This is a genomic window from Rhodoferax ferrireducens, assembly GCF_003347515.1.
Classification (GTDB): Bacteria; Pseudomonadota; Gammaproteobacteria; order Burkholderiales; family Burkholderiaceae_C; genus Rhodoferax.
Map to the genome: position 1 here is coordinate 78,868 of NZ_QEII01000284.1, position 21,301 is coordinate 100,168.

General features: G+C 60.6%; 24 protein-coding genes, 1 tRNA gene and 1 pseudogene. 17 read left to right on the top strand and 9 right to left on the bottom strand.

The window, feature by feature from the left end; translation table 11 throughout:
* Positions 1 to 54: 54 nt before the first annotated feature.
* From C5P05_RS17095 to C5P05_RS17115, 4 genes and pseudogenes are all read left to right on the top strand, one after another.
* Entirely contained in the window at positions 55 to 336 is a 282-nt protein-coding gene (locus tag C5P05_RS17095; protein WP_114971048.1) for a BrnT family toxin, read from the top strand.
* Entirely contained in the window at positions 320 to 616 is a 297-nt protein-coding gene (locus tag C5P05_RS17100) for a BrnA antitoxin family protein (protein WP_114971049.1), read from the top strand. The genes C5P05_RS17095 and C5P05_RS17100 overlap by 17 nt, the downstream gene beginning before the upstream one ends.
* Before the next feature lie 311 nt (positions 617 to 927).
* Positions 928 to 1,239, top strand: a complete 312-nt coding sequence (locus C5P05_RS17105) for a helix-turn-helix domain-containing protein (protein WP_114971050.1) — start codon at positions 928 to 930, stop codon at positions 1,237 to 1,239.
* A 391-nt stretch (positions 1,240 to 1,630) separates the two neighbouring features.
* A pseudogene (locus C5P05_RS17115) lies at positions 1,631 to 2,202 on the top strand (hypothetical protein).
* Positions 2,203 to 2,386: 184 nt separating this feature from the next.
* On the opposite strand, the gene C5P05_RS17120 reads toward C5P05_RS17115, so the two are convergent.
* From C5P05_RS17120 to prfB, 5 genes are all read right to left on the bottom strand, one after another.
* Positions 2,387 to 2,462, bottom strand: a tRNA-Thr gene (locus C5P05_RS17120).
* 25 nt (positions 2,463 to 2,487) lie between these two features.
* Positions 2,488 to 3,495: a class 1 fructose-bisphosphatase gene (locus tag C5P05_RS17125; protein ID WP_114971052.1), complete on the bottom strand. Its 1,008-nt coding sequence runs from the start codon at positions 3,493 to 3,495 to the stop codon at positions 2,488 to 2,490.
* Between the two features lie 84 nt (positions 3,496 to 3,579).
* A complete protein-coding gene (gene pepN, locus C5P05_RS17130; protein ID WP_114971053.1) occupies positions 3,580 to 6,315 on the bottom strand; it encodes an aminopeptidase N in 2,736 nt (911 codons plus the stop codon).
* Positions 6,299 to 6,973, bottom strand: coding sequence for an HAD family hydrolase (locus C5P05_RS17135; protein WP_114971054.1), 675 nt, complete (start codon positions 6,971 to 6,973; stop codon positions 6,299 to 6,301). Before C5P05_RS17135 ends, pepN begins: the two co-directional genes overlap by 17 nt.
* Positions 6,973 to 8,077, bottom strand: a protein-coding gene (gene prfB, locus C5P05_RS17140) for a peptide chain release factor 2 (RefSeq protein ID WP_114971055.1) whose coding sequence is annotated in 2 segments (ribosomal slippage) — positions 6,973 to 7,995 and positions 7,997 to 8,077 — 1,104 coding nt in all. Because the reading frame shifts where the segments join, the coding sequence is not laid out codon by codon here. Before prfB ends, C5P05_RS17135 begins: the two co-directional genes overlap by 1 nt.
* A 434-nt stretch (positions 8,078 to 8,511) precedes the next feature.
* Between prfB and C5P05_RS17145 the strand changes: the two genes are divergently transcribed.
* Positions 8,512 to 8,862 carry a putative quinol monooxygenase gene (locus C5P05_RS17145; protein ID WP_232834545.1) on the top strand — a complete coding sequence of 117 codons (351 nt, stop codon included), beginning with the start codon at positions 8,512 to 8,514 and terminating at the stop codon, positions 8,860 to 8,862.
* A gap of 49 nt (positions 8,863 to 8,911) precedes the next feature.
* Here C5P05_RS17145 and C5P05_RS17150 read toward each other — a convergent pair whose 3' ends face one another.
* The gene (locus C5P05_RS17150) at positions 8,912 to 9,814 is read right to left on the bottom strand and encodes an alpha/beta fold hydrolase (RefSeq protein WP_114971101.1); all 903 of its coding nucleotides are present in this window, start codon (positions 9,812 to 9,814) and stop codon (positions 8,912 to 8,914) included.
* A gap of 4 nt (positions 9,815 to 9,818) precedes the next feature.
* Here C5P05_RS17150 and C5P05_RS17155 point away from each other — a divergent pair, with 4 nt between their 5' ends.
* The 5 genes from C5P05_RS17155 to C5P05_RS17175 all read left to right on the top strand — a co-directional run bounded on the left by C5P05_RS17155 (position 9,819) and on the right by C5P05_RS17175 (position 14,771).
* Positions 9,819 to 11,621 carry an AMP-binding protein gene (locus tag C5P05_RS17155; protein ID WP_114971057.1) on the top strand — a complete coding sequence of 601 codons (1,803 nt, stop codon included), beginning with the start codon at positions 9,819 to 9,821 and terminating at the stop codon, positions 11,619 to 11,621.
* Positions 11,622 to 11,695: 74 nt separating this feature from the next.
* Positions 11,696 to 12,760: an aldo/keto reductase gene (locus tag C5P05_RS17160; protein WP_114971058.1), complete on the top strand. Its 1,065-nt coding sequence runs from the start codon at positions 11,696 to 11,698 to the stop codon at positions 12,758 to 12,760.
* A 17-nt stretch (positions 12,761 to 12,777) separates the two neighbouring features.
* On the top strand, positions 12,778 to 13,263 hold the full coding sequence (ybaK, locus tag C5P05_RS17165) for a Cys-tRNA(Pro) deacylase (RefSeq protein ID WP_114971059.1): 486 nt from the start codon (positions 12,778 to 12,780) through the stop codon (positions 13,261 to 13,263).
* 92 nt (positions 13,264 to 13,355) lie between these two features.
* Positions 13,356 to 14,057 carry a glycerol-3-phosphate 1-O-acyltransferase PlsY gene (gene plsY, locus C5P05_RS17170; protein WP_114971060.1) on the top strand — a complete coding sequence of 234 codons (702 nt, stop codon included), beginning with the start codon at positions 13,356 to 13,358 and terminating at the stop codon, positions 14,055 to 14,057.
* A gap of 9 nt (positions 14,058 to 14,066) precedes the next feature.
* Positions 14,067 to 14,771 carry an amidotransferase gene (locus tag C5P05_RS17175; protein WP_114971061.1) on the top strand — a complete coding sequence of 235 codons (705 nt, stop codon included), beginning with the start codon at positions 14,067 to 14,069 and terminating at the stop codon, positions 14,769 to 14,771.
* 86 nt (positions 14,772 to 14,857) lie between these two features.
* Here the strand turns inward: C5P05_RS17175 and C5P05_RS17180 are convergent, their stop codons facing one another.
* The gene (locus tag C5P05_RS17180; RefSeq protein WP_114971062.1) at positions 14,858 to 15,346 is read right to left on the bottom strand and encodes a HugZ family protein; all 489 of its coding nucleotides are present in this window, start codon (positions 15,344 to 15,346) and stop codon (positions 14,858 to 14,860) included.
* A gap of 73 nt (positions 15,347 to 15,419) precedes the next feature.
* On the opposite strand from C5P05_RS17180, the gene C5P05_RS17185 reads away from it, so the two are divergent.
* The 5 genes from C5P05_RS17185 (at position 15,420) to C5P05_RS17205 (ending at position 18,539) form a co-directional block, all read left to right on the top strand.
* Positions 15,420 to 15,686, top strand: coding sequence for a helix-turn-helix transcriptional regulator (locus C5P05_RS17185; protein ID WP_114971063.1), 267 nt, complete (start codon positions 15,420 to 15,422; stop codon positions 15,684 to 15,686).
* A gap of 3 nt (positions 15,687 to 15,689) precedes the next feature.
* On the top strand, positions 15,690 to 17,024 hold the full coding sequence (locus C5P05_RS17190) for a type II toxin-antitoxin system HipA family toxin (RefSeq protein WP_114971064.1): 1,335 nt from the start codon (positions 15,690 to 15,692) through the stop codon (positions 17,022 to 17,024).
* Positions 17,025 to 17,291: 267 nt separating this feature from the next.
* Positions 17,292 to 17,756 (top strand): Lrp/AsnC family transcriptional regulator, encoded by a 465-nt coding sequence (locus C5P05_RS17195; protein ID WP_114971065.1) that lies wholly within the window; start codon positions 17,292 to 17,294, stop codon positions 17,754 to 17,756.
* 106 nt (positions 17,757 to 17,862) lie between these two features.
* Complete coding sequence (locus C5P05_RS17200; RefSeq protein ID WP_114971066.1) at positions 17,863 to 18,111, top strand: type II toxin-antitoxin system Phd/YefM family antitoxin; 249 nt, start codon at positions 17,863 to 17,865, stop codon at positions 18,109 to 18,111.
* A complete protein-coding gene (locus C5P05_RS17205) occupies positions 18,108 to 18,539 on the top strand; it encodes a type II toxin-antitoxin system VapC family toxin (RefSeq protein WP_114971067.1) in 432 nt (143 codons plus the stop codon). Before C5P05_RS17200 ends, C5P05_RS17205 begins: the two co-directional genes overlap by 4 nt.
* A gap of 142 nt (positions 18,540 to 18,681) precedes the next feature.
* Here the strand turns inward: C5P05_RS17205 and C5P05_RS17210 are convergent, their stop codons facing one another.
* Positions 18,682 to 19,710 carry a nucleotidyl transferase AbiEii/AbiGii toxin family protein gene (locus tag C5P05_RS17210; RefSeq protein WP_198674760.1) on the bottom strand — a complete coding sequence of 343 codons (1,029 nt, stop codon included), beginning with the start codon at positions 19,708 to 19,710 and terminating at the stop codon, positions 18,682 to 18,684.
* Positions 19,703 to 20,293, bottom strand: coding sequence for a DUF6088 family protein (locus tag C5P05_RS34045; RefSeq protein ID WP_198674761.1), 591 nt, complete (start codon positions 20,291 to 20,293; stop codon positions 19,703 to 19,705). The genes C5P05_RS17210 and C5P05_RS34045 overlap by 8 nt, the downstream gene beginning before the upstream one ends.
* A 152-nt stretch (positions 20,294 to 20,445) precedes the next feature.
* Here C5P05_RS34045 and C5P05_RS17215 point away from each other — a divergent pair, with 152 nt between their 5' ends.
* Together C5P05_RS17215 and C5P05_RS17220 are read left to right on the top strand one after the other, a co-directional pair.
* Entirely contained in the window at positions 20,446 to 20,895 is a 450-nt protein-coding gene (locus C5P05_RS17215; protein WP_114971069.1) for a hypothetical protein, read from the top strand.
* Positions 20,892 to 21,188 carry a type II toxin-antitoxin system RelE/ParE family toxin gene (locus tag C5P05_RS17220; RefSeq protein ID WP_114971070.1) on the top strand — a complete coding sequence of 99 codons (297 nt, stop codon included), beginning with the start codon at positions 20,892 to 20,894 and terminating at the stop codon, positions 21,186 to 21,188. The genes C5P05_RS17215 and C5P05_RS17220 overlap by 4 nt, the downstream gene beginning before the upstream one ends.
* Positions 21,189 to 21,301 lie beyond the last annotated feature (113 nt).

Sequence of the window (21,301 nt, forward strand, 5' to 3'; positions counted from 1 at the left end):
TATCGTAACTACAAATAAGCCTTGCATTCTTAATAATCGTAACTACAATAAATCATGAATGTGACGTTCGACCCGGCCAAAGATGCAGCGAATCTGGCAAAGCATGGCTTTTCCTTGCTGGATGCTGCTGATTTTGAATGGGAGGCTGCTTTAGTGTGGCCTGACGAGCGCCGGGACTATAACGAGGCCCGCATGGTTGGCTTGGTTCCTATCAATGACAGACTATTTTGCGTCGTGTTTGTCGACCGCCCGCCAGAGCAGCCGACTGAACGCCGCATTATCAGTTTGAGAAAAGCCAATATCCGAGAGGTGAAACGATATGCAAACAACGACTAAGACCCGCAGCGGGCGCGTGCTCATCTTGCCGACGCCTGCGGAGGATGCTGCAATCACTGCCGCCGCAATGTCTGACCCGGACGCTGTGCCGTTCACGGATGCCGAATGGGCGCAAGTCAAGCCACTGGTGCGCCGTGGCCGCCCGCTTGGCAGTGGTACCAAGACACAAGTAACGCTACGCCTGGATGTGGACGTGGTGGATAAATTCAGAGCAACGGGCGAAGGTTGGCAAACCCGTATCAATGACGCTTTGAAAAGCTGGGTGCAGACACACGCATGAAATAAGGCGAAGCCTTGACGCGATTCACACGGCAAAAAATACGGGGCTGGTAGGTGGTTGAACACCGCGTCAACCCTTGACAGAAGCTGCCGCCGAATTTCTGGAGGAAACCAGCCGCACGCGGACGCACGAATTGGACGAGTCCATGTTGCGCTAATTACCGCTCGCGCAGTGTGGATGCGTTGAGGCCATACCGTACGTTGATTGAAGTGAAATTTTTGGAACAGGCCGGGATTGTGTTTGATACCACGGCCCCGCCAAGTGCACTGCGTGTGGCAGCTTCATAACTTCGCAACAAGTGAAAAAACTCAATGACATACAAGCAACGATTCACCAGCGTTTGGGATGCGCTGGAAGACACCCCGCAACAGGCGGGCAGTACGCGTGCACGTTCTGAATTGATGATGAGCCTGAGCGAAATCATCCGTGAACGTGGCATGCTCCAGAGCGAGGCTGCTGCCCTGTTTGGAGTAACGCAACCCCGCATTTCGGACCTGACGCGCGGCAAGATAAACCTGTTTTCTCTCGACACCCTGATTGACATGGCCGCGACTGCCGGCATGAGCCTCACTGCTAGGTATCCAAGCCAAAGACCTTGCGGCATAAGCGCGTCAAGCGCATGACTGCATCGGAACCGATGGCCGCATGAAATAACGCGAAGCCCTGGCGCGGCTATCAGTTCAAAACAGACGGGGCCGGTAGGTGCAAGCCGGTTGTGCAGGTGAATACGAAGGCATGGCGCAACGCCCTGCATTGGGCTGGTATTGAGGGCTTTCGCTGGCATGAGCTGCGGCACACCTTCGCCACATGGCATTGGGAGGCCGGAATTCCCACGCACTAACTGCACCCGTGGGTGGCTGGAAAACCTAGTCCACGGTAGAGCGCTGTGCGCACGTCGTGCCTGAAAGTCTGCAATTCGCGGCCAGTCGGCTAGACTCGTTTATACAGACTTGCGGGGTTTTTCCTGTGATTTATCAAACTAACGGAAGGTCGAAATGGACCGAGAAACATCGAATGAGTGATCAGTGGAATTCCATCGAAGTGACGAAACTGGTTGCCAGCTTGCTTACACCTTTACTGGTCGCCGGCTTTGGATGGTTCATCAGCAGGCGCTTGAAGCGCTTGGATCTGTTGCAGTGGTCGAACCAGAAACTCATTGAGAAGCGAATCGCACTTTACGAGTCTATAGCCCCACAACTGAATCGACTCTTTTGCTTCTATACCTGGGTTGGTCACTGGAAGGACATTTCGCCCGCAGATATCTTGAGAATAAAACGAGAGTCGGACAATGCATGCACATCTACCGGCACCTCTTTGCCAGTGACGTGTTCGAAAGGTATGAAGAGTTTATGCACGTGCTCTTTGAAACCTATCAGGGCGCAGGGGAAGATGCAAAAATATGCTCGGCGGTACGCGGGCCGAAAGGGGATCGAACCGTACACTGTTCCTACGAGTGGTCGGATGCTTGGTCGTCAATATTCACCGCGAAATCGGAGGTGGCCTCCATTTCGGAGATTCAGCGAGCATATTTCGCGGTCATGGAAGCCTTGACCAAGTCGCTGGGCGTTACGGATGCTGATTCTTAACTGATCAGTCAACGCGGACGCACAAGTGCGTCCCGCCGCTGTGTCACCACCTGCACTTGGTCGCCGTTTGCTTTCACGCAATCGATCTTGAAGGAATAGTCATCCATGGCCCATGATGAGTCATTGGTTACGCGTTAGCCACGTGGAAAAGCCCCTAACCATGACAGCAAGGGGCTTTTGCATTTGGTGCCGGAGAGATGAATCGAACACCCGACCTTCTCATTACGAATGAGCTGCTCTACCGACTGAGCTACACCGGCTAAGCGTCGAATTATAGCCGGCTCTTTAGGCCGCTTCGCCGTGGTAGCGAGTGGCGCGGTCCACTTCGTTTTTGGAGCCCAGCATCACGCTCACGCGCTCGTGCAGTTTGGTCGGCTCGATGTCCAGAATGCGTTGCTTGCCGTTGGTGGCGGCGCCGCCGGCTTGCTCGATGAGCCAGCTCATGGGGTTGGCTTCGTACATCAGGCGCAGCTTGCCGGGCTTCTCGGGCTCGCGTTTGTCCCAGGGGTACAGGAAGACGCCGCCGCGCGTGAGGATGCGGTGCACGTCGGCCACCATGCTGGCCACCCAGCGCATGTTGAAGTCCTTGCCGCGCGGGCCGGCTTTGCCTTCCAGGCATTCGTCGATGTAGCGCTTCACCGGGGCGTCCCAGTGGCGCATATTGCTCATGTTGATGGCAAATTCCTGGGTGTCTTCAGGAATCATCACGTTTTCTTCAGTCAGGATGAAGGAGCCCTGCTCGCGGTCGAGCGTGAACATGGCCACGCCGTCGCCCACGGTCAGCACGAGTGTGGTTTGTGGCCCGTACACGCAGTAACCGGCGGCCACTTGCTTGGCGCCAGATTGCAAGAAGTCCTGCTCGGAAACACCGGCGCCTTCAGGCTTGAGCAGCACGCTGAAGATGGTGCCGATGCTGACATTGACTTCGATGTTGCTGGAGCCATCCAGGGGATCAAACAGCAGCAGGTATTCGCCCTGCGGGTAGCGATTCGGCACCACGTAGATACCCTCCATTTCCTCGCTGGCCATGGCCGCCAGGTGACCGCCCCATTCGTTGGCCTCGATCAGCACTTCGTTGGCGATGATGTCGAGCTTTTTCTGCATCTCGCCCTGGATGTTTTCACTGTGTGCGCTGCCCATCACCTCGCCCAAGGCCCCCTTGTTGACGGCCTGGCTGATGCTCTTGCAGGCGCGGGCCACGACTTCCAGCAGCAGGCGCAACTGCGACGGAATATGGCCGTCCATGCGCTGCTGTTCCACCAGGTAGCGGGTGAGAGAAATTTTCTGAGTCATCAATGTTTTCCTTTGCTGTTTGCTCTGAATGGGGTCGCTTGGCGGCGGTGACGGTAGGGCTTCGACAGGCGCAGTCCTAATGGCTCAGTCGGCCAGCGCGCGGCTGATCACCTCACGCACGTCATTGCTCAGGTCGCTTCTGCCCGCAACGCGCCCGATGGCGTCGCGTGCGGCGCTGCGGTAGGGTTCGGCCAGTTTTTTCCAGCGGTCCAGGGCGCGTGCCAGTCGCGCGGCCACTTGCGGGTTGATGCTGTCGAGCTCGATCACGCGTTCGCTCCAGAACTGGTAGCCCGCGCCATCGGTGCGGTGGAAGGCGCCGGGGTTGGCGTTGCAGTAGCTGAAGATGACGCTGCGCGCCCGGTTCGGGTTGCGCAACTGGAAGTCGGGGTGGGCCATCAACTGGCGCACGGCCGGCAGCACCTGGCCGCCGCGGTCGCAAGCGCCGGCCTGCATGGCAAACCATTTGTCGAGCACCAGTTCTTCATTCTTGAACTGGCTGTGAAAGCGTGCCAGTGCCGGGGTGGCGAGCGCGTGGCCGCCGCTCAGCAAGGCCGACAGCGCGTTGGCGCGGTCGGTCATGTTGCCAGCGTCCTTGAAGCGCTGGTAGGTCTTGCCCGGCCACACGCTGTCGGCGTTGTCACGCGCCGCCAGGCACAGCTGACTCAGCGCCATGCCGGCCAGGGCACGGCGGCCGGCGGACAGGGCATCGGGCCGGTAGGCGCCGTTGTCTTTGTGCGCCTCAAACGCCCACTGCCAGTCCTCGGCCAGGGCCGTGGCCAGCTGGGCGCGCATGGCTTCGCGCACGGCGTGGATGCGCTGCGGGTCCACCACGTCGAGCTGCTCGGCGATGTAGGTCTCGGAGGGCAGGGTGAGCACCAGTTCCTTGAAAGCTGCATCCAGGGTCGGATGACGCAGCACGCTGCGCATGGCTTCGATATAGGCATCATTTAAGCCTGTAGCCCCCGTGGTATCTGCGGAGGCAGCTATTGAATGAATAGCGCTGCGCAGCGCCAGCCGTTGCCCGGCTTCCCAGCGGTTGAACGGGTCCGGGTCGTTGGCCAGCAGGGTCAGAAGTTGGGTGTCGCTGTAGTCAAAGTCCAGCAGCACCGGCGCGGTGAAGCCGCGCAGGATGGAGGGCACGGGTTCTTCGTCGATGTTGACGAAGGTGATGGATTCGCTGGCCTGCGTCATCACAAACAGGTGGCTGTCGCCGGACGGGGCCGCGCTGTCTTGCACCTGCATGAGCAGGGCGGCACCGCTGGCGCTCACCAGACCCAGGTTCACCGGAATCACAAAGGGTTCCTTGTCGGACTGGCCGGGCGTGGCGGCGCAGCTTTGGCTGAAGTTCAGTGTGTAGCTGCGTGCCGCCGCGTCGTAGTGACCCGTGGCCTGCAGGCGCGGCGTGCCGGCCTGGCTGTACCAGCGCTTGAATTGCGGTAGCAGGCGCGCCAGCGCCGAGTCCGGGTTGGCGTCGGCAATGGCTTGCGCGAAATCGTCGCAGGTCACGGCCTGGCCATCGTGGCGTGCAAAGTACAAAGTCATGCCCTTGGCAAAGCCTTCCCGACCCATGGGGTCGTTTGAACTGGCCACCAGGGTCTGCATCATGCGCACGACTTCGGCGCCTTTTTCGTAGATGGTGACCGTATAGAAGTTGTTGATCTCGATGTAGCTGTCGGGCCGCACCGGGTGCGCCATCGGGCCGGCATCTTCGGGGAACTGGGCGGTGCGCAGCACGCGCACGTCTTCGATGCGCTTGACGGCGCGGGCGGAGGCGTCAGCGCACAAGTCCATGCTGAATTCCTGGTCACGGAAGACCGTCAGGCCTTCTTTCAGGGAGAGCTGAAACCAGTCGCGGCAGGTGATGCGGTTGCCGGTCCAGTTGTGAAAATACTCGTGGCCGACCACGCTTTCGATATTGGAATAGTCCGCATCGGTAGCCGTGGCCTGATTCGCCAGCACGTATTTGGTGTTGAAGATGTTGAGGCCCTTGTTCTCCATGGCGCCCATGTTGAAGTCGCTGGTCGCCACAATCATGAAGCGCTCCAGATCGAGGGGCAGGCCGAAGCGGGCTTCGTCCCACACCACCGAGGCCATCAGCGAGTTCATGGCGTGTTCGGTTTTGTCCATGTCGCCGGGGCGCACATAGACCTGTAGCAAATGGTCTTTGCCGCCGCGCGAAGTGATGCGCTGCTCGCGGCACACCAGCTGCCCGGCCACCAGCGCGAAAAGGTAGGACGGCTTCTTGTGCGGGTCTACCCAGGTCGCAAAATGGCGGCCTTCGTTGCCGACACCGGCCAGCGCGCCTGAGGCGACCAGGTTGCCGTTGCTCAGCAGCACCGGGTACTTGCGTTTGTCGGCGCGCAGCGTCACGGTGTAGCTGGCCATTACATCGGGGCGGTCCAGGAAGTAGGTGATACGGCGAAAGCCCTCGGCCTCGCATTGCGTAAAGAAGGAATCGTTGCTGACGTACAAACCGGTCAAACTCGTGTTCTTGACCGGGGCGCAGGTGGTGAAAATTTCCAGCTCGAACGTGCCGTCCGCCGGCAGGTTGTCCAGCACCAGTTGCTTGCCCTCCATCTTGAAGGATGCGCCCTGGCCATTGACCAGCACGCGCGCCAGGTTGAGCTCTTCGCCGTCGAGCTTGAGGCACTGCGCGGCCACGTCCGGGTTGCGGCGCAGTGTCATCTTGTTGAGCACGCGGGTCTTAAGCGGGTCCAGATCGAAGGTCAGGTTGACGGTGTCAATCCAGTACGCAGGCGCGGCGTAGTCGGCGCGGCGGATTACCGTGGTGGGGCCTTCGGCATCACGAAGTTGCAACATGCAGGTTCTCCAGAAATTTTGAGTTTATTAGTTCGTTGTAGTCGCGTACGCTGGCGACGACGTGAGGGCCGGCGAGCTGCGCCGGAGTGTGCGTGGTGCACACGGCCACCGCGCGCATGCCTGCACGGCGCGCCGCCTCAATGCCAAAAGGTGCATCTTCAAAAACAATACAGGCCTCAGCCCTCGTATTCATTCGCTTGGCTGCTTCCAGAAAAATAGCGGGCTCGGGCTTGCCGGGCAAGCCTTCGTCGCCACCGACCACGGTGTGGGGCGCGGTTTGCATTTGCAGATGCGAGAAGGCGAACGCAATATTGTGTTTGTCGCCCGCTGTGCCCACTCCCACCTTCAAGCCGCGTCCGAGTGCCTGCTGCGAGAACACTTTGAAGCCGGCAACTTCGGCGAAGACGGGCGCAAACATGGCCCGGTACAGCGTCTCTTTTTGATGAATCAAGTCCCAGGCCTCGGCCTCGGCGATGTCGCGCTGAAACAGCTCGCGCATGCACTCGGCCCCGGTGCGCCCGGTGGTGCGGCGCATCAGGTCATCCAGATCAATCGTCAGACCATGTTGCTGCGCGAACGTGAGCCAGCTTTGGGCGTGGTAGGGCATCGAGTCGATCATGGTGCCGTCCATGTCGAAAATCAGGGCCTGGACTTCCATCACACGCCCTGCTTTAGCGATGCTTCAATGAACTGGTCCAGATCGCCGTCCAGCACCTTCTGGGTGGCCGAGGTTTCGTAGTTGGTGCGCAAGTCCTTGATGCGGCTGTTGTCCAGCACGTAGGAGCGGATCTGGTGCCCCCAGCCGACGTCGGTCTTGGAGTCTTCCAGCTTTTGCTGCTCTTCCTGCTGCTTGCGCATCTCGAAGTCGTACAGGCGTGAACGCAGGCGCTTCCAGGCCACATCGCGGTTGCCGTGCTGGCTGCGCCCGTCCTGGCACTGCACCACGATGCCGGTCGGCAAGTGGGTCAAACGCACGGCCGAGTCGGTTTTGTTGATGTGCTGACCGCCCGCGCCGCTGGCACGGAAGGTGTCGGTGCGCACGTCGCTGGGGTTGATGTCGATAACGATGGAATCATCCACTTCGGGGTAGACAAACACCGAAGCAAACGAGGTGTGGCGCCCGCCCGACGAGTCAAACGGCGACTTGCGTACCAGCCGGTGCACACCGGTCTCAGTCCGCAGCAGGCCGAAGGCGTATTCGCCTTCCACCTTGATGGTGGCGCCCTTGATGCCGGCGGTGTCGCCGGCGGTTTCGTCTTCAATCGTGACGGCAAAGCCCTTGCGCTCGGCATAGCGCACGTACTGGCGCAACAGCATGCTGGCCCAGTCGCAGGCTTCGGTGCCCCCAGCGCCGGCCTGAATGTCGACAAAGGCATTCATCGGGTCGGCCGGGTTGTTGAACATGCGGCGGAACTCCAGGCCCTGGATGATTTCGCTCAGCTTGGCAGTCTCGGCTTCGATGGTCATGAGACCGTCTTCGTCGCCTTCTTCCTTGCTCATCTCGAACAACTCGGTGTTGTCGGCCAGCTCCGTGGTCAGGTTGTCGAGCGTGAGCACGACGCCGTCCAGCGCTTTTTTCTCGCGGCCCAGTTCCTGGGCGCGTTTGGGGTCATTCCAGACCGTGGGATCTTCGAGAGAGGCGTTGACGGTTCTCAGGCGTTCAGCTTTGGCAGGGTAGTCAAAGATACCCCCGTAAATCGAGCGTGCGGGCGCTCAGATCGGAGAGGAGGGTGCCGATGAGGTTGATGCGTTCTGCTTCCATGAGAAATTCCTTGTGTGTGGTGGCCGATTGGCTAGTCCGCCATTTTCTCATGCCTGCCCCGCTAACCCAGCCAGCGGCCGCTTTTGTTGGGCTTTGGCGCTCTTATCCCCCATTTGGGAGATGGACGCTGGCCGCATTACTCATCAAAATTTGTTGCGAAGCGCCTGTCACACGCTTATTTTTGCAAATAAGGGAGAGAAACATGAATATCGGAAATCTGAAGGTCTCGACGCGGTTAACCGCAGGACTCATGCCCCAAACCATCTATCCGTTGTTGGCATTGAGCGCGGTCATGCTTTGTGAAGCTGTGAGACACGGTTGGTGGCGTTGCGAGCGGTAACGAGTTTCAGGATGACCGCGTACTGCCGGGTCTTGCTGGTTAGCCACCAGGGCTGCGACTGGTCACCAGATCATAATCTTTGGCACCCATGGCCTTGAGCCGCTCAAACGTCGCCTCGATCGCTGAAAGGATCACAATGACCGCACTTGCACTCATCATCAAGCACAAGACGCAGCCTGGCAAACGCGAGGAAGTTCAAAGAATTTGGGAGAAGCACATGGCACCAGCCATTGCGTCCAACCCAGGCCATACCGCGTACTTCTACTGCTTTGACAATACCGACCCGGATTCAATTTGCGCATTCCAGCAGTATTCGAGCGTTGAAGCGTCCCAAGACTTCCTGAAAACGAGCAGCTACGCCGCGTATCTGAAAGACGTAGAGCCATTGCTGGCAGGTCCTCCTCAAATCACAACCCTGACGCCTATGTGGTCCAAAGTGGCCTAGCGTGTCGTTCGCCTCAGGGCTTGGCAAGACCGGCGCAGAACGGCTTTACTCAGGCGATGAAGCGCTCGATCAGACCGGCCACGATTTCCGGCTGGTCGTGGTGCAGCATGTGGCCGGCGTTCTCAACGCGGGCGATTTCGACTTGGGGCACATTCTTGAGACGCTCGTGGAACTGCGCCAGCGTGAACTTTCCTTTCCACCACAAACTCAGGCTGTCGCTGGATGCCTCCACCGACAGTAGCGGCATGCTGATGCGCCGGTAGATTTCCAGCAGCTCGTCCACCCGGTACAGCTGGGCGTTGGTGATCTTGTGCGAGGGGTCGCCCAGGATGTGCCACCTGCCCTCGGCGTTTTCCTGTGCCCAGTGCCGCGCCAGCCAGTTCGCCTTGTCGGACGTCAGGCGCGGATTGGTCCGCATCAGGCGGCGCGCCACGCCAGCCGCCGCGTCGTAGGACTTGAGGTCCATCTCGCCCCGGTGCAGTTTTTTGAGTTCGTCCATCCATCGGGCGAAGCGGCGCGGTGCCTCGTCGGGGGTGGTGGCCGGCATGCCGAAGCCCTCCAGGTTGACCAGGCGGCGGATGCGCTCGGGGCGCACCCCGGCGTACAGCATCGCCACGTTGCCGCCCATGCTGTGGCCCACCAGATTGACCTGGGCGCCAGGGGCGTAGTGGTCCAGCAAAAAGTCCAGATCGGCCAGGTAGTCGGGGAACCAGAAGTTGTCGGCGCCTCCGGACGGCGTCTGGCCGTAACCGCGCCAGTCGGGCGCCATCACGTAATGGTTCTGGCTGAGGGCGTCCACCACAAACTGGTAGCTGGCGGCCACGTCCATCCAGCCGTGCAGCAGCACCAGCGGGGTCTTATCGGGCGAGGGTTCGCCCCACACCCGGACGTGGTACTGCAGGCCGCGGATAGGGACAAACTCGCTGCGGGAAATTCGTTGGGCTTGGTACATTTGCATGATCATAAGGAGACACTGCGTGGCTGTCAGTCAATACAGAGACAACTATTCCCGGCTGCATGGCCGTTTTGAGTGGCTGGTGCCGGAGAAATTCAACATCGCCCAGGTCTGCTGCGCGCGCTGGGCCGCTTTGCCGGATGCTGCAAAAAGAGTAGCTATTCACGCAATGGATACGGGGGCTAGAGCCACATTTCACACCTATTCCGAGCTGCAGCAGCAGGCCAACCGCCTGTCCCATGTGCTGGCGGTGCTGGGCGTCGAGCGGGGCGACCGCGTCGCCATCGTGATGCCGCAGCGTTTTGAGACCGCCGTGGCCTATATGGCCGTGCTGCAGATGGGCGCGGTGGCGATGCCGCTGTCCATGCTGTTTGGCCCGGACGCACTCGAATACCGGCTGCATGACAGCGAGGCGGTGCTGGCGATCTGCGACGAAAGCTCGATCGCCAGCGTGGCGGAGATCCGCGAAAACTGTCCGCTGCTGCGTTGCGTGCTGGGCGTGGGCGCGGCCGCGGCGCAGGCCGACGTGGACTATGCCGATGCGCTGGCCCGGGTGACGCCCGAGTTCACCCCTGCCGTGACCGATGCCGACGAGGCCGCCGTGCTGATCTATACCAGCGGCACCACCGGCAACCCCAAGGGTGCGCTGATCCCGCACCGGGCGCTGATCGGCAACCTCACGGGTTTTGTCTGCAGCCAGAACTGGTTTGGTTTTGATGGGCAGGAGAATACCGCGACCGAGGCCGTGTTCTGGTCGCCGGCCGACTGGGCCTGGACCGGCGGCCTGATGGATGCGCTCCTGCCCACGCTTTATTTTGGCCGCCCCATCGTCGCCTACAACGGCCGCTTCAGCCCGCAAACCGCGCTGGAGCTGATGGGCCAGTTCGGTGTGACGCACACGTTTTTGTTTCCCACGGCGCTCAAAGCGATGATGAAGGCCTACCCCGGAACCGCCGGCACCGCCGCCGCCACGGTGCGCCAGCAGTTCAATTTGAAGCTGCAAGCCATCATGAGCGCGGGCGAGGCGGTGGGCGATGCCGTGTTTGACTACTGCCAGGCCCAACTCGGTGTCACCGTTAATGAGATGTTCGGCCAGACCGAGATCAACTACATCGTTGGCAATTGCTCCGTCCAATGGCCCCCGAAGCCCGGCAGCATGGGCAAAGGGTATCCGGGCCATCGCGTGGCGGTGATTGACGATGACGGCAAAGAATGCCCGGTGGGCGTGGCCGGCGATGTGGCGCTGAACCGCTTTGATGTGCATGGCCACCCCGACCCGATTTTCTTTCTCGGCTACTGGAAGAACGAGGCCGCCACGCAGGCCAAATTCACCGGCGACTGGTGCCGCACCGGCGACCTGGCCACGCGCGACGCCGACGGTTATCTCTGGTACCAGGGCCGTGCCGACGATGTGTTCAAGGCCGCCGGTTATCGTATCGGCCCCGGCGAAATCGAGAACTGCCTGGTCAAGCACCCGGCCGTGGCCAACGCCGCTGTCGTGCCCAAGCCGGACAAGGAGCGCGGCGCACTGGTCAAGGCCTATGTTGTTCTTGCTCCTGATTTTGTAGCTTCTCGCGCTTATGACTCGGGGGCTGGAGGCCAATTTGATATAAATTTGGTGGCCGAGCTGCAGGCCCACGTCAAAGGCAAGCTGGCGCCCTATGAATACCCGAAAGAGATCGAGTTTGTCGACGCCCTGCCCATGACCACCACCGGCAAGGTGCAGCGCCGCGTGCTGCGCCTGCAGGAAGAGGCGAGGGCGGCACAAGCCCTCGCCGTGGCAGCCTTGCCCGAGAAACCGTAAACTTATTCAACTTTTTGTCGCGCAGGCCCGTTCACCGGGCCGCGTCTGTTTTTATCTCATCACGAACCAACAATATGAAAACCATCCAGCTCGGCCAGAGCGATCTGCACGTTACCCCCATATGCCTGGGCACCATGACTTTTGGTGAACAGGTGAACGAGGCCACGGCCCACGCCATTCTGGACCGCTCGTTGGAGCGCGGCGTCAACTTTCTGGACACGGCCGAAATGTATTCCGTGCCCGCCAAGGCCGAGACCTTTGGCGCGACTGAAACCATCATCGGCAACTGGTTTGCCAAAAACCCCGGCGCACGCCAGAAACTGGTACTGGCCACCAAGGTGGCAGGTCCCGCCCGTGGCATGCCCTGGGTGCGCAAGGGCAGCCCGGATCTGACCGACGACGACATCGTGACGGCCTGTGAGGACAGCCTCAAGCGCCTGCAGACCGAGGCGATTGACCTCTACCAGATTCACTGGCCGGCGCGCCATGTGCCGGCCTTCGGCATGGTCTATTTCGACCCAGCCAAGGACAAGCCGGTGAGCTCGATCCAGGTGCAGCTCGAAGCCCTGGCGCGGCTGGTCAAGTCCGGCAAGGTGCGCGCCATCGGCCTGTCTAATGAGACGCCTTATGGCGTGCACGAGTTCGTGCGCGTGGCCGAGCAATATGGCCTGCCCCGCGTGGCCAGCATCCAGAACCCCTACTGCCTCGTCAACCGCACTTTTGAGAATGGGCTGGACGAAACCTGCCATCGCCTGGGCGTATCCTTGCTGGCCTATTCGCCGCTGGGTTTTGGTTTGCTGACCGGCAAATACGACGCCTCGGGTATCGAGGGGCCCGAGGCCCCGCAGGAAGCCCGCATTGCGCGCTATGAATCGGTGCGCAAGCAGCGCTGGGGCCGCCCCGAGGCGCTGGTGGCCGCACGCCGCTACAACGCCCTGGCGCGCGAACACGGCCTGACGCCGGTCCAGCTGGCGCTGGCCTTTTGCTACACCAAATGGCAGGTCGCCAGCACCATCATCGGCGTTACTTCGGTGGCGCAACTTGACGAAAATCTGGACGCCTGGGGCACCACGCTGGCGCCTGAAGCGCTGGCGGCAATCGACGCCATTCGCTGGGACATGCGCGACCCAGCGCTGTGAGCTGACGCCTTGTCGGTATGGCTAAACACGTTAGCGAAACCCCCGCCACCCAGTTGCTCAAACAGCAAAAGGTTGTATTTACCGAGCACTCCTACGAGTACCTGGAGCACGGGGGCGCGTTGCACAGTGCCGAGGTGCTGGGCTGGGACCCTTTCAGCGTGGTCAAGACGCTCATCATGCAGGACCAGGACGCCAAGCCGCTGGTGGTGCTGATGCATGGCAACCGCAAGGTCTCCACCAAGAACCTGGCGCGCCAGATCGGCGCCAAGTCGGTGGAGCCGTGCCAGCCCGAGGTGGCGAACCGGCACAGCGGTTATCTGGTGGGCGGCACCTCGCCGTTTGGCACACGCAAGAGCATGCCCATCTATATCGAAGCGTCGATTCTGGAGTTGCCCAAAATCCTCATCAACGGTGGACGGCGCGGCTACCTGGTGGGCATTGATCCACAAGTTTGCATCTCCTTGCTCGCCGCCAAACCGGTGCACTGCGCGCTGCTTGATTGATCCGCTATCGGTCACCCGTAGCGGGCTGGCAAAATACGCGCTTCATGCCCCCGGTCACCGGGCGCAATAGCTGGAGAAGCTTTTTGGTATCAATGCAATCTTTCCTTCCCCTGGTGGCCGTTCTGGCGGGCTACCTCATCGGCTCTTTGTCGTTTGCGGTGATCGTCAGCCGCGTCATGGGCCTGAACGACCCGCGCACTTTTGGCAGCAAAAACCCGGGTGCGACCAATGTGCTGCGTTCCGGCAGCAAGGGCGCGGCCATCGCCACGCTGCTGCTCGATGCCGCCAAGGGCTGGTTGCCGGTGATGCTGGTGAGGTGGTTCGGCAAGCCTTACGGCCTGGAGGACGGCACGATGGCCATGGTCGGGCTGGCGGCCTTCGTGGGCCATCTCTACCCGGTGTTTTTTAAATTTGTGGGCGGCAAGGGCGTGGCCACTGCCTTGGGTGTGCTGGTGGGTGTCAGCTGGATTCTGGGCCTGGCCGTCGGCGTCACCTGGCTCGTCATGGCTTACTTTTTCCGCTTCTCGTCGCTGGCTTCCTTGACGGCGGCGGTGCTGGCGCCGGTCTTCTACATTCTGGGCGATGGCGGTGCCTGGTACCTGAACAAGGGCGTGCTGCTGTCGCTGTCCATCATGTCCCTGCTGCTGATCTATCGCCATGCCGAGAACATCGGCCGGCTGGCCAAAGGCACCGAGTCGCGGTTGGGGAAGAAAGCAAAGCCTGAAACACGCAGTCACCTCCAGGATCATGCTCACAAAAACCCGCATGACCACACGCATAAACATAAACACTAAGCTCAGACCATGAAATTGTGCGTGCTTGACAACGATGTGCTCGACCCCGAGGTCGCACCGACCTACGCCAGCTACGGCGCCATGTTTGTGCGCCTGCTGGGCGATGCCGGGGCCGACTGGTCCTTCGATCTCTTCAACACCACGCAGGGCCACTACCCAGCATCCTTTGACGACTACGACGCCGTGCTGCTCACCGGCAGCCGGGCTGACGCGTTCTCGCAGGAACCGTGGGTGCTTGAACTGCGCCAGCGCGTGGAACAACTGCTGTACGCCAAGAAGAAGCTGGTGGGCGTGTGCTTTGGCCATCAGCTGATTGCCCTGTGCCTGGGGGCGCAAGTCGGGCGGGCGCCGCAAGGCTGGGGTACCGGGCGCATGCGTTACCAATGGCACGCGCCTGAGCTGTCACAGGCGCAGGGCCGCACGGAAATCGCCTTGCTGGCCAGCCACCAGGACCAGGTGTTTGAACTCCCCCCGGGCGCCACCTTGTTGGCCAGCAGTGAGTTTTGTCCGGTGGCCGCCTTTGCCGTGGGCAGCGACGTGTTTTGCGTGCAACCGCACCCCGAGTTTGTGGAGGACTACAGCGCCTACCTGCTCGACAAGCGCCGTGGCCCGCTGGGCGAGGAACACTACACCACCAGCCGCGACAGCCTGACCCTGGGCCATGACGGCTTGCAAATGGCCCGCATGATCGTGGCGTTTGTGGAGGCGGGCTGACGTCCCCGTCATTGCGAGCGTAGCGCGGCAATCCATGCCCCTTGGTGCGCGACGATGGATTGCCGCGCTACGCTCGCAATGACGATCTAGGCCAACGGCCGCAAAACGCTCTCTAAAGTCTGCGCATCCAGCGAGCGCGCCGCGCCAAAACCCGCCACCTGGCGCGCGCCAGCCAAGTGGATCGCCACAAACATGAAGTCGCCCAACTGTGTCATCGGCTCGGCCTCGGGAAAGCGCGCTAGATAAGCGGCGCGGCTCTGCGTCCATTCAGCGCTGTCGCGCTCCAATACCGTGGCTTGCCCGATCAGCGTGACGCGGGGCAGGGCGTGCACGGGCTCACCCGCCACCTCCGCCTGCATCACCAGCAGGGACACGTTGGGCGAGACCTGCAAATTGCGCGTGTGGACCGCCAGCCCGCTGACATGGATCACCAGACACGCACCGAGCGGCTCCACTGCAAAAGGCACCATCGAGACAAACGGCAGACCGTCTTCGCCCAGCGTGCCCAGGGCCGCAACGCGCTGGGTGTTGAGCAAGATGCGCAGATCGCGGCTGAGGCGGGGTTCGTGGGGCATAAAACAGCCTATCTTGTGTAAATCGAAAATACAGCTTAAGATTTGTAAATCTAATTAACAGCTTATGAACTGTATGAATGATTATCCAATCCGTAGCGAAAGCCAAGTATCGCTTTTACTCAAGAGTTTTCGTCAAGCCCGAGGCATGACCCAGGCCGATCTGGCGCGTGCGCTGGGCGTGACCCAGCAAACCGCTTCAGCTATGGAGCGCAATGCTTCAAAGGCCAGTGTGAGCAGCCTGATGCGCATGCTCTCGGCGGTGGGCGCCGAGTTGGTTCTTCGCGACAAGCAGCCACAAGACAGCGACATAGCGGTCAAGCCAACGCCTGCGGATTGGTAAGCCATGGGACGACGCTCGCTTACGAAACATCTAGACCTGTGGATGAATGGTCAACACGTAGGTGTCTGGTCGCGCCATGCGGCACGCGACACCCTGAGCTACGCAAAGACATGGTTCGATGCGCCACTGGGGCGGCCCTTGTCCTTGTCTCTGCCATTTCAGCCCGGCAACCTGCCGCATCAGGGCGAGACCGTACGCAACTACTTCTCCAACTTGTTGCCCGATAGCCAGCCCATTCTGGAACGGTTGGCCCAGCGTTTCAAGACCGGCAGCACCGAAGCGTTCGATCTGCTGACCGAGATTGGCCGCGACTGTGTGGGCGCGTTGCAGATCGTGCCCGAGGGGCAGAATCCGGGCGACCCTTTTGCCATCGAAGGTATGGCCCTTGATGACGCCGGTGTCGCCAGGGAACTCGCTGCCGCTGTCGCGCCAGGCACACGTCTGGGCGGGGGCGATGACAGCGCGGATTTCCGGATTTCGATTGCTGGCGCGCAGGAAAAAACGGCGCTGTTGCGCGTGGGTAGCCAATGGCTGCGGCCCACCGGCGCGACTCCCACCACACACATCCTGAAACTTCCCCTTGGCCTGGTCGGCAACCAGGCGCTGGATTTGCGTGACTCGGTCGAAAACGAATGGCTATGTGCCCAGATCCTGGCCGCCTATGGGCTGCCAGTGGCCGGCTGCGAACTTGGGGACTTCAATGGCACCAAGGCACTGATCGTGGAGCGTTTCGACCGGCGCTGGACACCCGACCGCAAGGCCTTGTTGCGCCTGCCGCAGGAAGACATGTGTCAGGCCACGGGTACGTCACCGCTCATCAAGTATGAAGTCGATGGCGGCCCGGGCATGGACCGGATTTTGAGCCTGCTGGCGACATCCGAACAGCGAGACCTTGACCGCACGAATTTTTTCCGGGCTCAACTGCTGTTCTGGCTGCTGTGCGCGCCCGACGGTCACGCCAAAAACTTCAGCATCCATCTGGCGCCGCGCGGCGCATTTTCGATGACGCCGCTGTATGACGTGTTGTCCGCCTATCCCATGCTTGGTAAAAGAGCAAATCAAATCAACCCCTTCAAGGTCAAGTTGGCCATGGCCGTGCGCGGAAAAAATCCGCACTGGAAGATGCGCGATGTGCTGCGACGCCACTGGAACGAAGCCGCCCGGCGTAACGGTATTGGCGACTCGGCTGAAAGCCTCATTGAGGAGATGCTGCAAATAACGCCAGCGGTCATTGAGCGGGTCCGCGCCGCACTGCCAGCGCAATTTCCGGCGCATGTGGCGGACAGCATTCTTGCCGGCTTGCAGGACGCCGCGGAGCGGATGGGGCGGATGAACTGAACATCGCCGAAAGACGTGACCCCGGGCGAATGTTTCGCCGGGGTACTGGTTTTGCATTGCAACCCTCGTGAGGTCAGCCTGCGCAACATTGGGCGGTAACCGGTTTGTTGCTTTTGCCCGTGGGTAACAGGTGAAACAAGTGTAGGTCGGGCAGTGCCGCAGCAGATTGCGTAGTTTTCATAAAGATCAAATTTATAACTGCATACTGCCAATGGACTGAATAATTTTGGAATAATCTGCCTTTGCATTCGAAAATTGAGGCAAACCATGAAACTCGACCGCTACGACCAGCACATTCTTGAAGTGCTGCAGCAAGATGGCCGTATCAACAACCAGGATCTGGCTGACCGCATCGGCCTGTCGCCGTCCCCGTGCCTGCGCCGGGTGCGCGCGCTGGAAGAATCGGGCCTGATCGTCGGTTACCGGGCGCTGCTGGACGCCAAGATGCTAGGTCTGACCCTGATGGCGCTGATCCACATCTCCATGGACAAGCACACGCCCGAGCGCTTTGCCAACTTCGAGGCCGCCGTGAGCGTGCTGCCCGAGGTGCTGGAATGCTTGCTGATCACTGGCCAGGATGCCGACTACCAGCTCAAGGTGGCGGTGCGCGACATGGATCACTACCAGTCCTTGCTGCTCAACCAGATCACGCGGATCGAGGGCGTGACCGGCGTGCATTCCAGCTTCGTGCTGCGCCGGGTGGTGAGCAAAACGGCACTGGCGGTGGGGTAAAAAATGGCTCAGGCACAGACCGCTTCCTCGCCGATTACCCGCGTCATTCATTCTGTCAGCGCATCTAAATTACAATCTGACTAGTCTGACCAGATTGGAGGTTCTCATGTCTACATGGCAATTGCAGGAAGCAAAAGGCAAGTTCAGCGAAGTGGTAAAGCGTGCACTGAATGAAGGGCCGCAGGGCATCACAGTACGCGGCGAGCCCGTGGCGGTGCTGATTTCGCGCGCGGAATACGCCCGCCTGACGCATCCCAAACCCGGGTTTGTCGAGTTCATGCGCCGCTCTCCCATGGTCGGGCTGGAGCTGGATACCGGGCGACCACCCGGCTTGACGCGCGAGATCGCGCTGTGAGCTATTTGATCGACACCAACGTGATCTCGGAGCTGGTGCGCCCGAAACCTGACGCCGCCGTGCTGGACTGGTTTGCGAATACGCCGGACGAGGCCCTGTTTTTGAGCGCCTTGACACTGGGCGAGATTCGCAAAGGTGTCGAGAAACTGGCCAGTCCCGAGGACACTCAGCGCCGCGAAAAGCTGCGCCTCTGGCTGGAGCACGATCTGCGCGATTGGTTTGGCCCGCGCATTTTGCCGATTGGTCCAGATGTGGCCGACCACTGGGGCCGGTTGCTCGCGCAAGCGGGCCGCCCCGTGCCCGCCATTGACAGCCTGCTGGCCGCGACGGCGCTACACCATGACTTGCGGCTGGTCACCCGCAACACCAAAGACTTTGACTATGCCGGACTGGAAGTCATCAACCCATGGCAGACAGCGGAGCGCTGAAAGGGCGGCTCAGGTACTGAGCCGCAAGTCGGTCTATTGCTGGCTGTAGCTCCCGTCTTATATGCGTAAGAAGCTACAAAAATTAGAGCAAATTCTGCAGGCGCCCCGGCAAGCTGATAAACGAATTTTTGCTCGTCGCCACCTACACGCTGTTCGCCCGTGTCTCGATCTCGCTGCAGGCGTGCATCAGTTGGTCGAAGGTGAGGGCGTGGCCGAGCATGATCTGGTCTTCAAGCATGTTCGCGTAGTCCTCGGCCAGCGCGGCGCGGGCTGCACCTACCGGGACAATTTTCAATAGTCCCGTGACAGCAGGCAGATAGTCGATGACGGCACCTGTGCTGTCCTTCTCCGGAAAGAAAAATGATTTGTGTCGACCCACGGCATGGGCCACAAGCCGGTCCGCAATAGCACTTGCGAAGTAATGACTGCGCCCGATGGCGGCCAAGTCGTGCCAATGGCGCGCGTAACGTTCGCTGCGGATTCGTCCCTGTGCGCAATAGACATGCGCTGCGGTTGCCTTTTCCCAAAAGGTGCGCGCCACACTCATTACTTGGGGCAATGCGGTGGGAAATAAAACATTCAAAACATGTCCGTCCATGTCACATGTGACCGGCAGCACCTGGTGCGGCTCCCCTGTGGCGCGCCCGCCGAACTCCAATGCCACGACAGGAGAGACATAGCCCGTGCCAGCTTTGACTGCCGGGTAGTGCAGCAGCAATTGGTCATTTTCCTTGCCACCGATTTCCAGGTTCGCTTCCAGCCCGTCTCGCAGTAACGCCGCCTCAAGGATCGGCCGCACATTCGATGCGATCCAATCGGGCAAGCGCTCGCGCACCGCCTTGGTCCATTTGTTCGCCTGACTGCGATTGGTTGGTAAGGCCCCGCCTTCGTCGCTCAGGTCCCCGACCAATTCCGGGATCAGCTTGCGGATGTCATAGGTAAGGTCAATGTCCTCGGAGAACCGATCAATGACCTTGTACGCTTTGGACAGGGATGTGCCGCCCTTGAAAGTCAGATCAGCAGCCAGCGGTGAATCAAAGAGAGCGCCCAGAGTCCAGACGACCCACACGTCCTTTTCCAGCAGATGCGTTGGGCGATCCGTTTTCTCACGGGCAACTTCCAGAACTTCGCGCTGATCGTCCCGGTTGAGCGCCAGGAAGGGTTCAGCCACGGGCCGCTTCCTCGCCGATGGCCCGCGCCATCCAGGACGGTAGCACCGCGCGCGAAGATGCCAGCGTGCGCCATTCCGTCGGCGGCAGGTTCCGGCGCAGGACCGCCAGCGACTCACCAACATGCGCTTGACCCATCCATGCCAGGGCGCGCACCGCCGCGCCAGCTGGGCCAGTACCCAAGGCCAGCATCCAGCGCGGCACATGTTTGACCAGCACCTCGGAGCGGCCAAGCTTGAGCTTGCGGGTACGACCCGACGTCAGGTAGACCTCGCGGATGGGCACCTGCTGGGTGAGCCCCAAGGCGTTGGCGGCGGTGGCGCCGTGCGGGGCGACCACTTCACCGTTTTGCGCCGCCAACGATTCCACGACTTTTTCCGGTGCGGGCGAACGGACGCCGAACCGGCTGGATATGGGGGCGACATAGGTCCCGCGTGCTACCCGCAAAAGTTTGCCTTCTCTGGACAGCCGGGAAAGCGCCTGATCAATGGCTGCGCGGCTGCCCAGATGCAGGAACTCCTTGGGCGACAGCACGCCACCCTCGGGCAGGGACTGGGCGTGCAGCAGGATGGTTTCTGGGAGCATATTTGCAGGAGAATTCGTAGATTAGTTAGAAATGTATCACTGTTTCTGACATTTCACCATGGCCTGCGCGTTTGCAGGAAGCTGCTCTCCGAATCACATGGATTCCATAAATAACGTATAGACTACCAACAAACAACGTTAATCAGACATAAATGCAAACCCTGACCCAATCCCAATTCCAGACGGCGTTTGAACATGGCGCGGTTCAATCGGTGGAGATTGAACCGATAGGCGCCTGGTTTGCCGTGAAATTCCTCACCCTCAAGGGCGACGCCATGCTGGTGCAGGCGCGCAAGTCGGAACCCCGCCTGTTTGGCACGGTGGACAGTGCCCTGAAACTGCTGCACAAACTGGGCGTGCGCCGCATCGTGCTGGATCGGCTGGAGCGCTGGCAGCCCGAGCAAGCGGGGCTGGCGCGGCGCAGTCGGCCCGACCGGGCCGAAGCCCTGACCCGCGCCGCCGAATACGACCGCTGGGTTCGCGCCAAAGTGGAAACCAGCCGCGCCGACCCTCGCCCCGCCATCGCCGATGACGAATGGCAGCGCATCCGCGCCGCGAAGCTGGCAGAACGCGAGGCGGTACAAGGCGACAAGGCCGCATGAGCTGTGCCATCTGGCGCGTCATTCGCCGCCCTGAATACCGGGAAGACCTCGACGCCATTGAAGCCTGGATTGCCCAAGACAACCCAGGCGCCGCCATCGACATGTGGCTGCTGATCGATGAGCAGGTGGATCAACTCGCCGACCCCAACTTTCCGCGCCGCGCAAGCACCCGCGTGGCGGGCGCCTTTGAGTTGGTGGCGCATGAGAATTACATCGTGTACTTTGATCAGGATGAGCGCGATTGCAGCGTTACTGTCCGGGCGGCGGTGCATGTGGCCAGGCTGTTTCCTTGAAAAGTTACCAGTAGGTGAACAGAAAAAAGAAAAATTTACTGAGCGCCTTGGACTTACTGCGAAAGTAACTTCGCCCATTGAACCGCCATCGCCGGCAGTCACGCGAAAAATTG

Excerpts from the sequence above, each read along its gene's own strand:
- C5P05_RS17095 (WP_114971048.1), top strand. The coding sequence starts at position 55 with ATGAATGTGACGTTCGACCCGGCCAAAGATGCAGCGAATCTGGCAAAG.
- C5P05_RS17100 (WP_114971049.1), top strand. The coding sequence starts at position 320 with ATGCAAACAACGACTAAGACCCGCAGCGGGCGCGTGCTCATCTTGCCG.
- C5P05_RS17105 (WP_114971050.1), top strand. The coding sequence starts at position 928 with ATGACATACAAGCAACGATTCACCAGCGTTTGGGATGCGCTGGAAGAC.
- C5P05_RS17125 (WP_114971052.1), bottom strand. The coding sequence starts at position 3,495 with ATGACTCAGAAAATTTCTCTCACCCGCTACCTGGTGGAACAGCAGCGC.
- pepN (WP_114971053.1), bottom strand. The coding sequence starts at position 6,315 with ATGTTGCAACTTCGTGATGCCGAAGGCCCCACCACGGTAATCCGCCGC.
- C5P05_RS17135 (WP_114971054.1), bottom strand. The coding sequence starts at position 6,973 with ATGGAAGTCCAGGCCCTGATTTTCGACATGGACGGCACCATGATCGAC.
- C5P05_RS17150 (WP_114971101.1), bottom strand. The coding sequence starts at position 9,814 with ATGTACCAAGCCCAACGAATTTCCCGCAGCGAGTTTGTCCCTATCCGC.
- C5P05_RS17155 (WP_114971057.1), top strand. The coding sequence starts at position 9,819 with ATGATCATAAGGAGACACTGCGTGGCTGTCAGTCAATACAGAGACAAC.
- C5P05_RS17160 (WP_114971058.1), top strand. The coding sequence starts at position 11,696 with ATGAAAACCATCCAGCTCGGCCAGAGCGATCTGCACGTTACCCCCATA.
- ybaK (WP_114971059.1), top strand. The coding sequence starts at position 12,778 with ATGGCTAAACACGTTAGCGAAACCCCCGCCACCCAGTTGCTCAAACAG.
- plsY (WP_114971060.1), top strand. The coding sequence starts at position 13,356 with ATGCAATCTTTCCTTCCCCTGGTGGCCGTTCTGGCGGGCTACCTCATC.
- C5P05_RS17175 (WP_114971061.1), top strand. The coding sequence starts at position 14,067 with ATGAAATTGTGCGTGCTTGACAACGATGTGCTCGACCCCGAGGTCGCA.
- C5P05_RS17180 (WP_114971062.1), bottom strand. The coding sequence starts at position 15,346 with ATGCCCCACGAACCCCGCCTCAGCCGCGATCTGCGCATCTTGCTCAAC.
- C5P05_RS17185 (WP_114971063.1), top strand. The coding sequence starts at position 15,420 with ATGAATGATTATCCAATCCGTAGCGAAAGCCAAGTATCGCTTTTACTC.
- C5P05_RS17190 (WP_114971064.1), top strand. The coding sequence starts at position 15,690 with ATGGGACGACGCTCGCTTACGAAACATCTAGACCTGTGGATGAATGGT.
- C5P05_RS17195 (WP_114971065.1), top strand. The coding sequence starts at position 17,292 with ATGAAACTCGACCGCTACGACCAGCACATTCTTGAAGTGCTGCAGCAA.
- C5P05_RS17200 (WP_114971066.1), top strand. The coding sequence starts at position 17,863 with ATGTCTACATGGCAATTGCAGGAAGCAAAAGGCAAGTTCAGCGAAGTG.
- C5P05_RS34045 (WP_198674761.1), bottom strand. The coding sequence starts at position 20,293 with ATGCTCCCAGAAACCATCCTGCTGCACGCCCAGTCCCTGCCCGAGGGT.
- C5P05_RS17215 (WP_114971069.1), top strand. The coding sequence starts at position 20,446 with ATGCAAACCCTGACCCAATCCCAATTCCAGACGGCGTTTGAACATGGC.
- C5P05_RS17220 (WP_114971070.1), top strand. The coding sequence starts at position 20,892 with ATGAGCTGTGCCATCTGGCGCGTCATTCGCCGCCCTGAATACCGGGAA.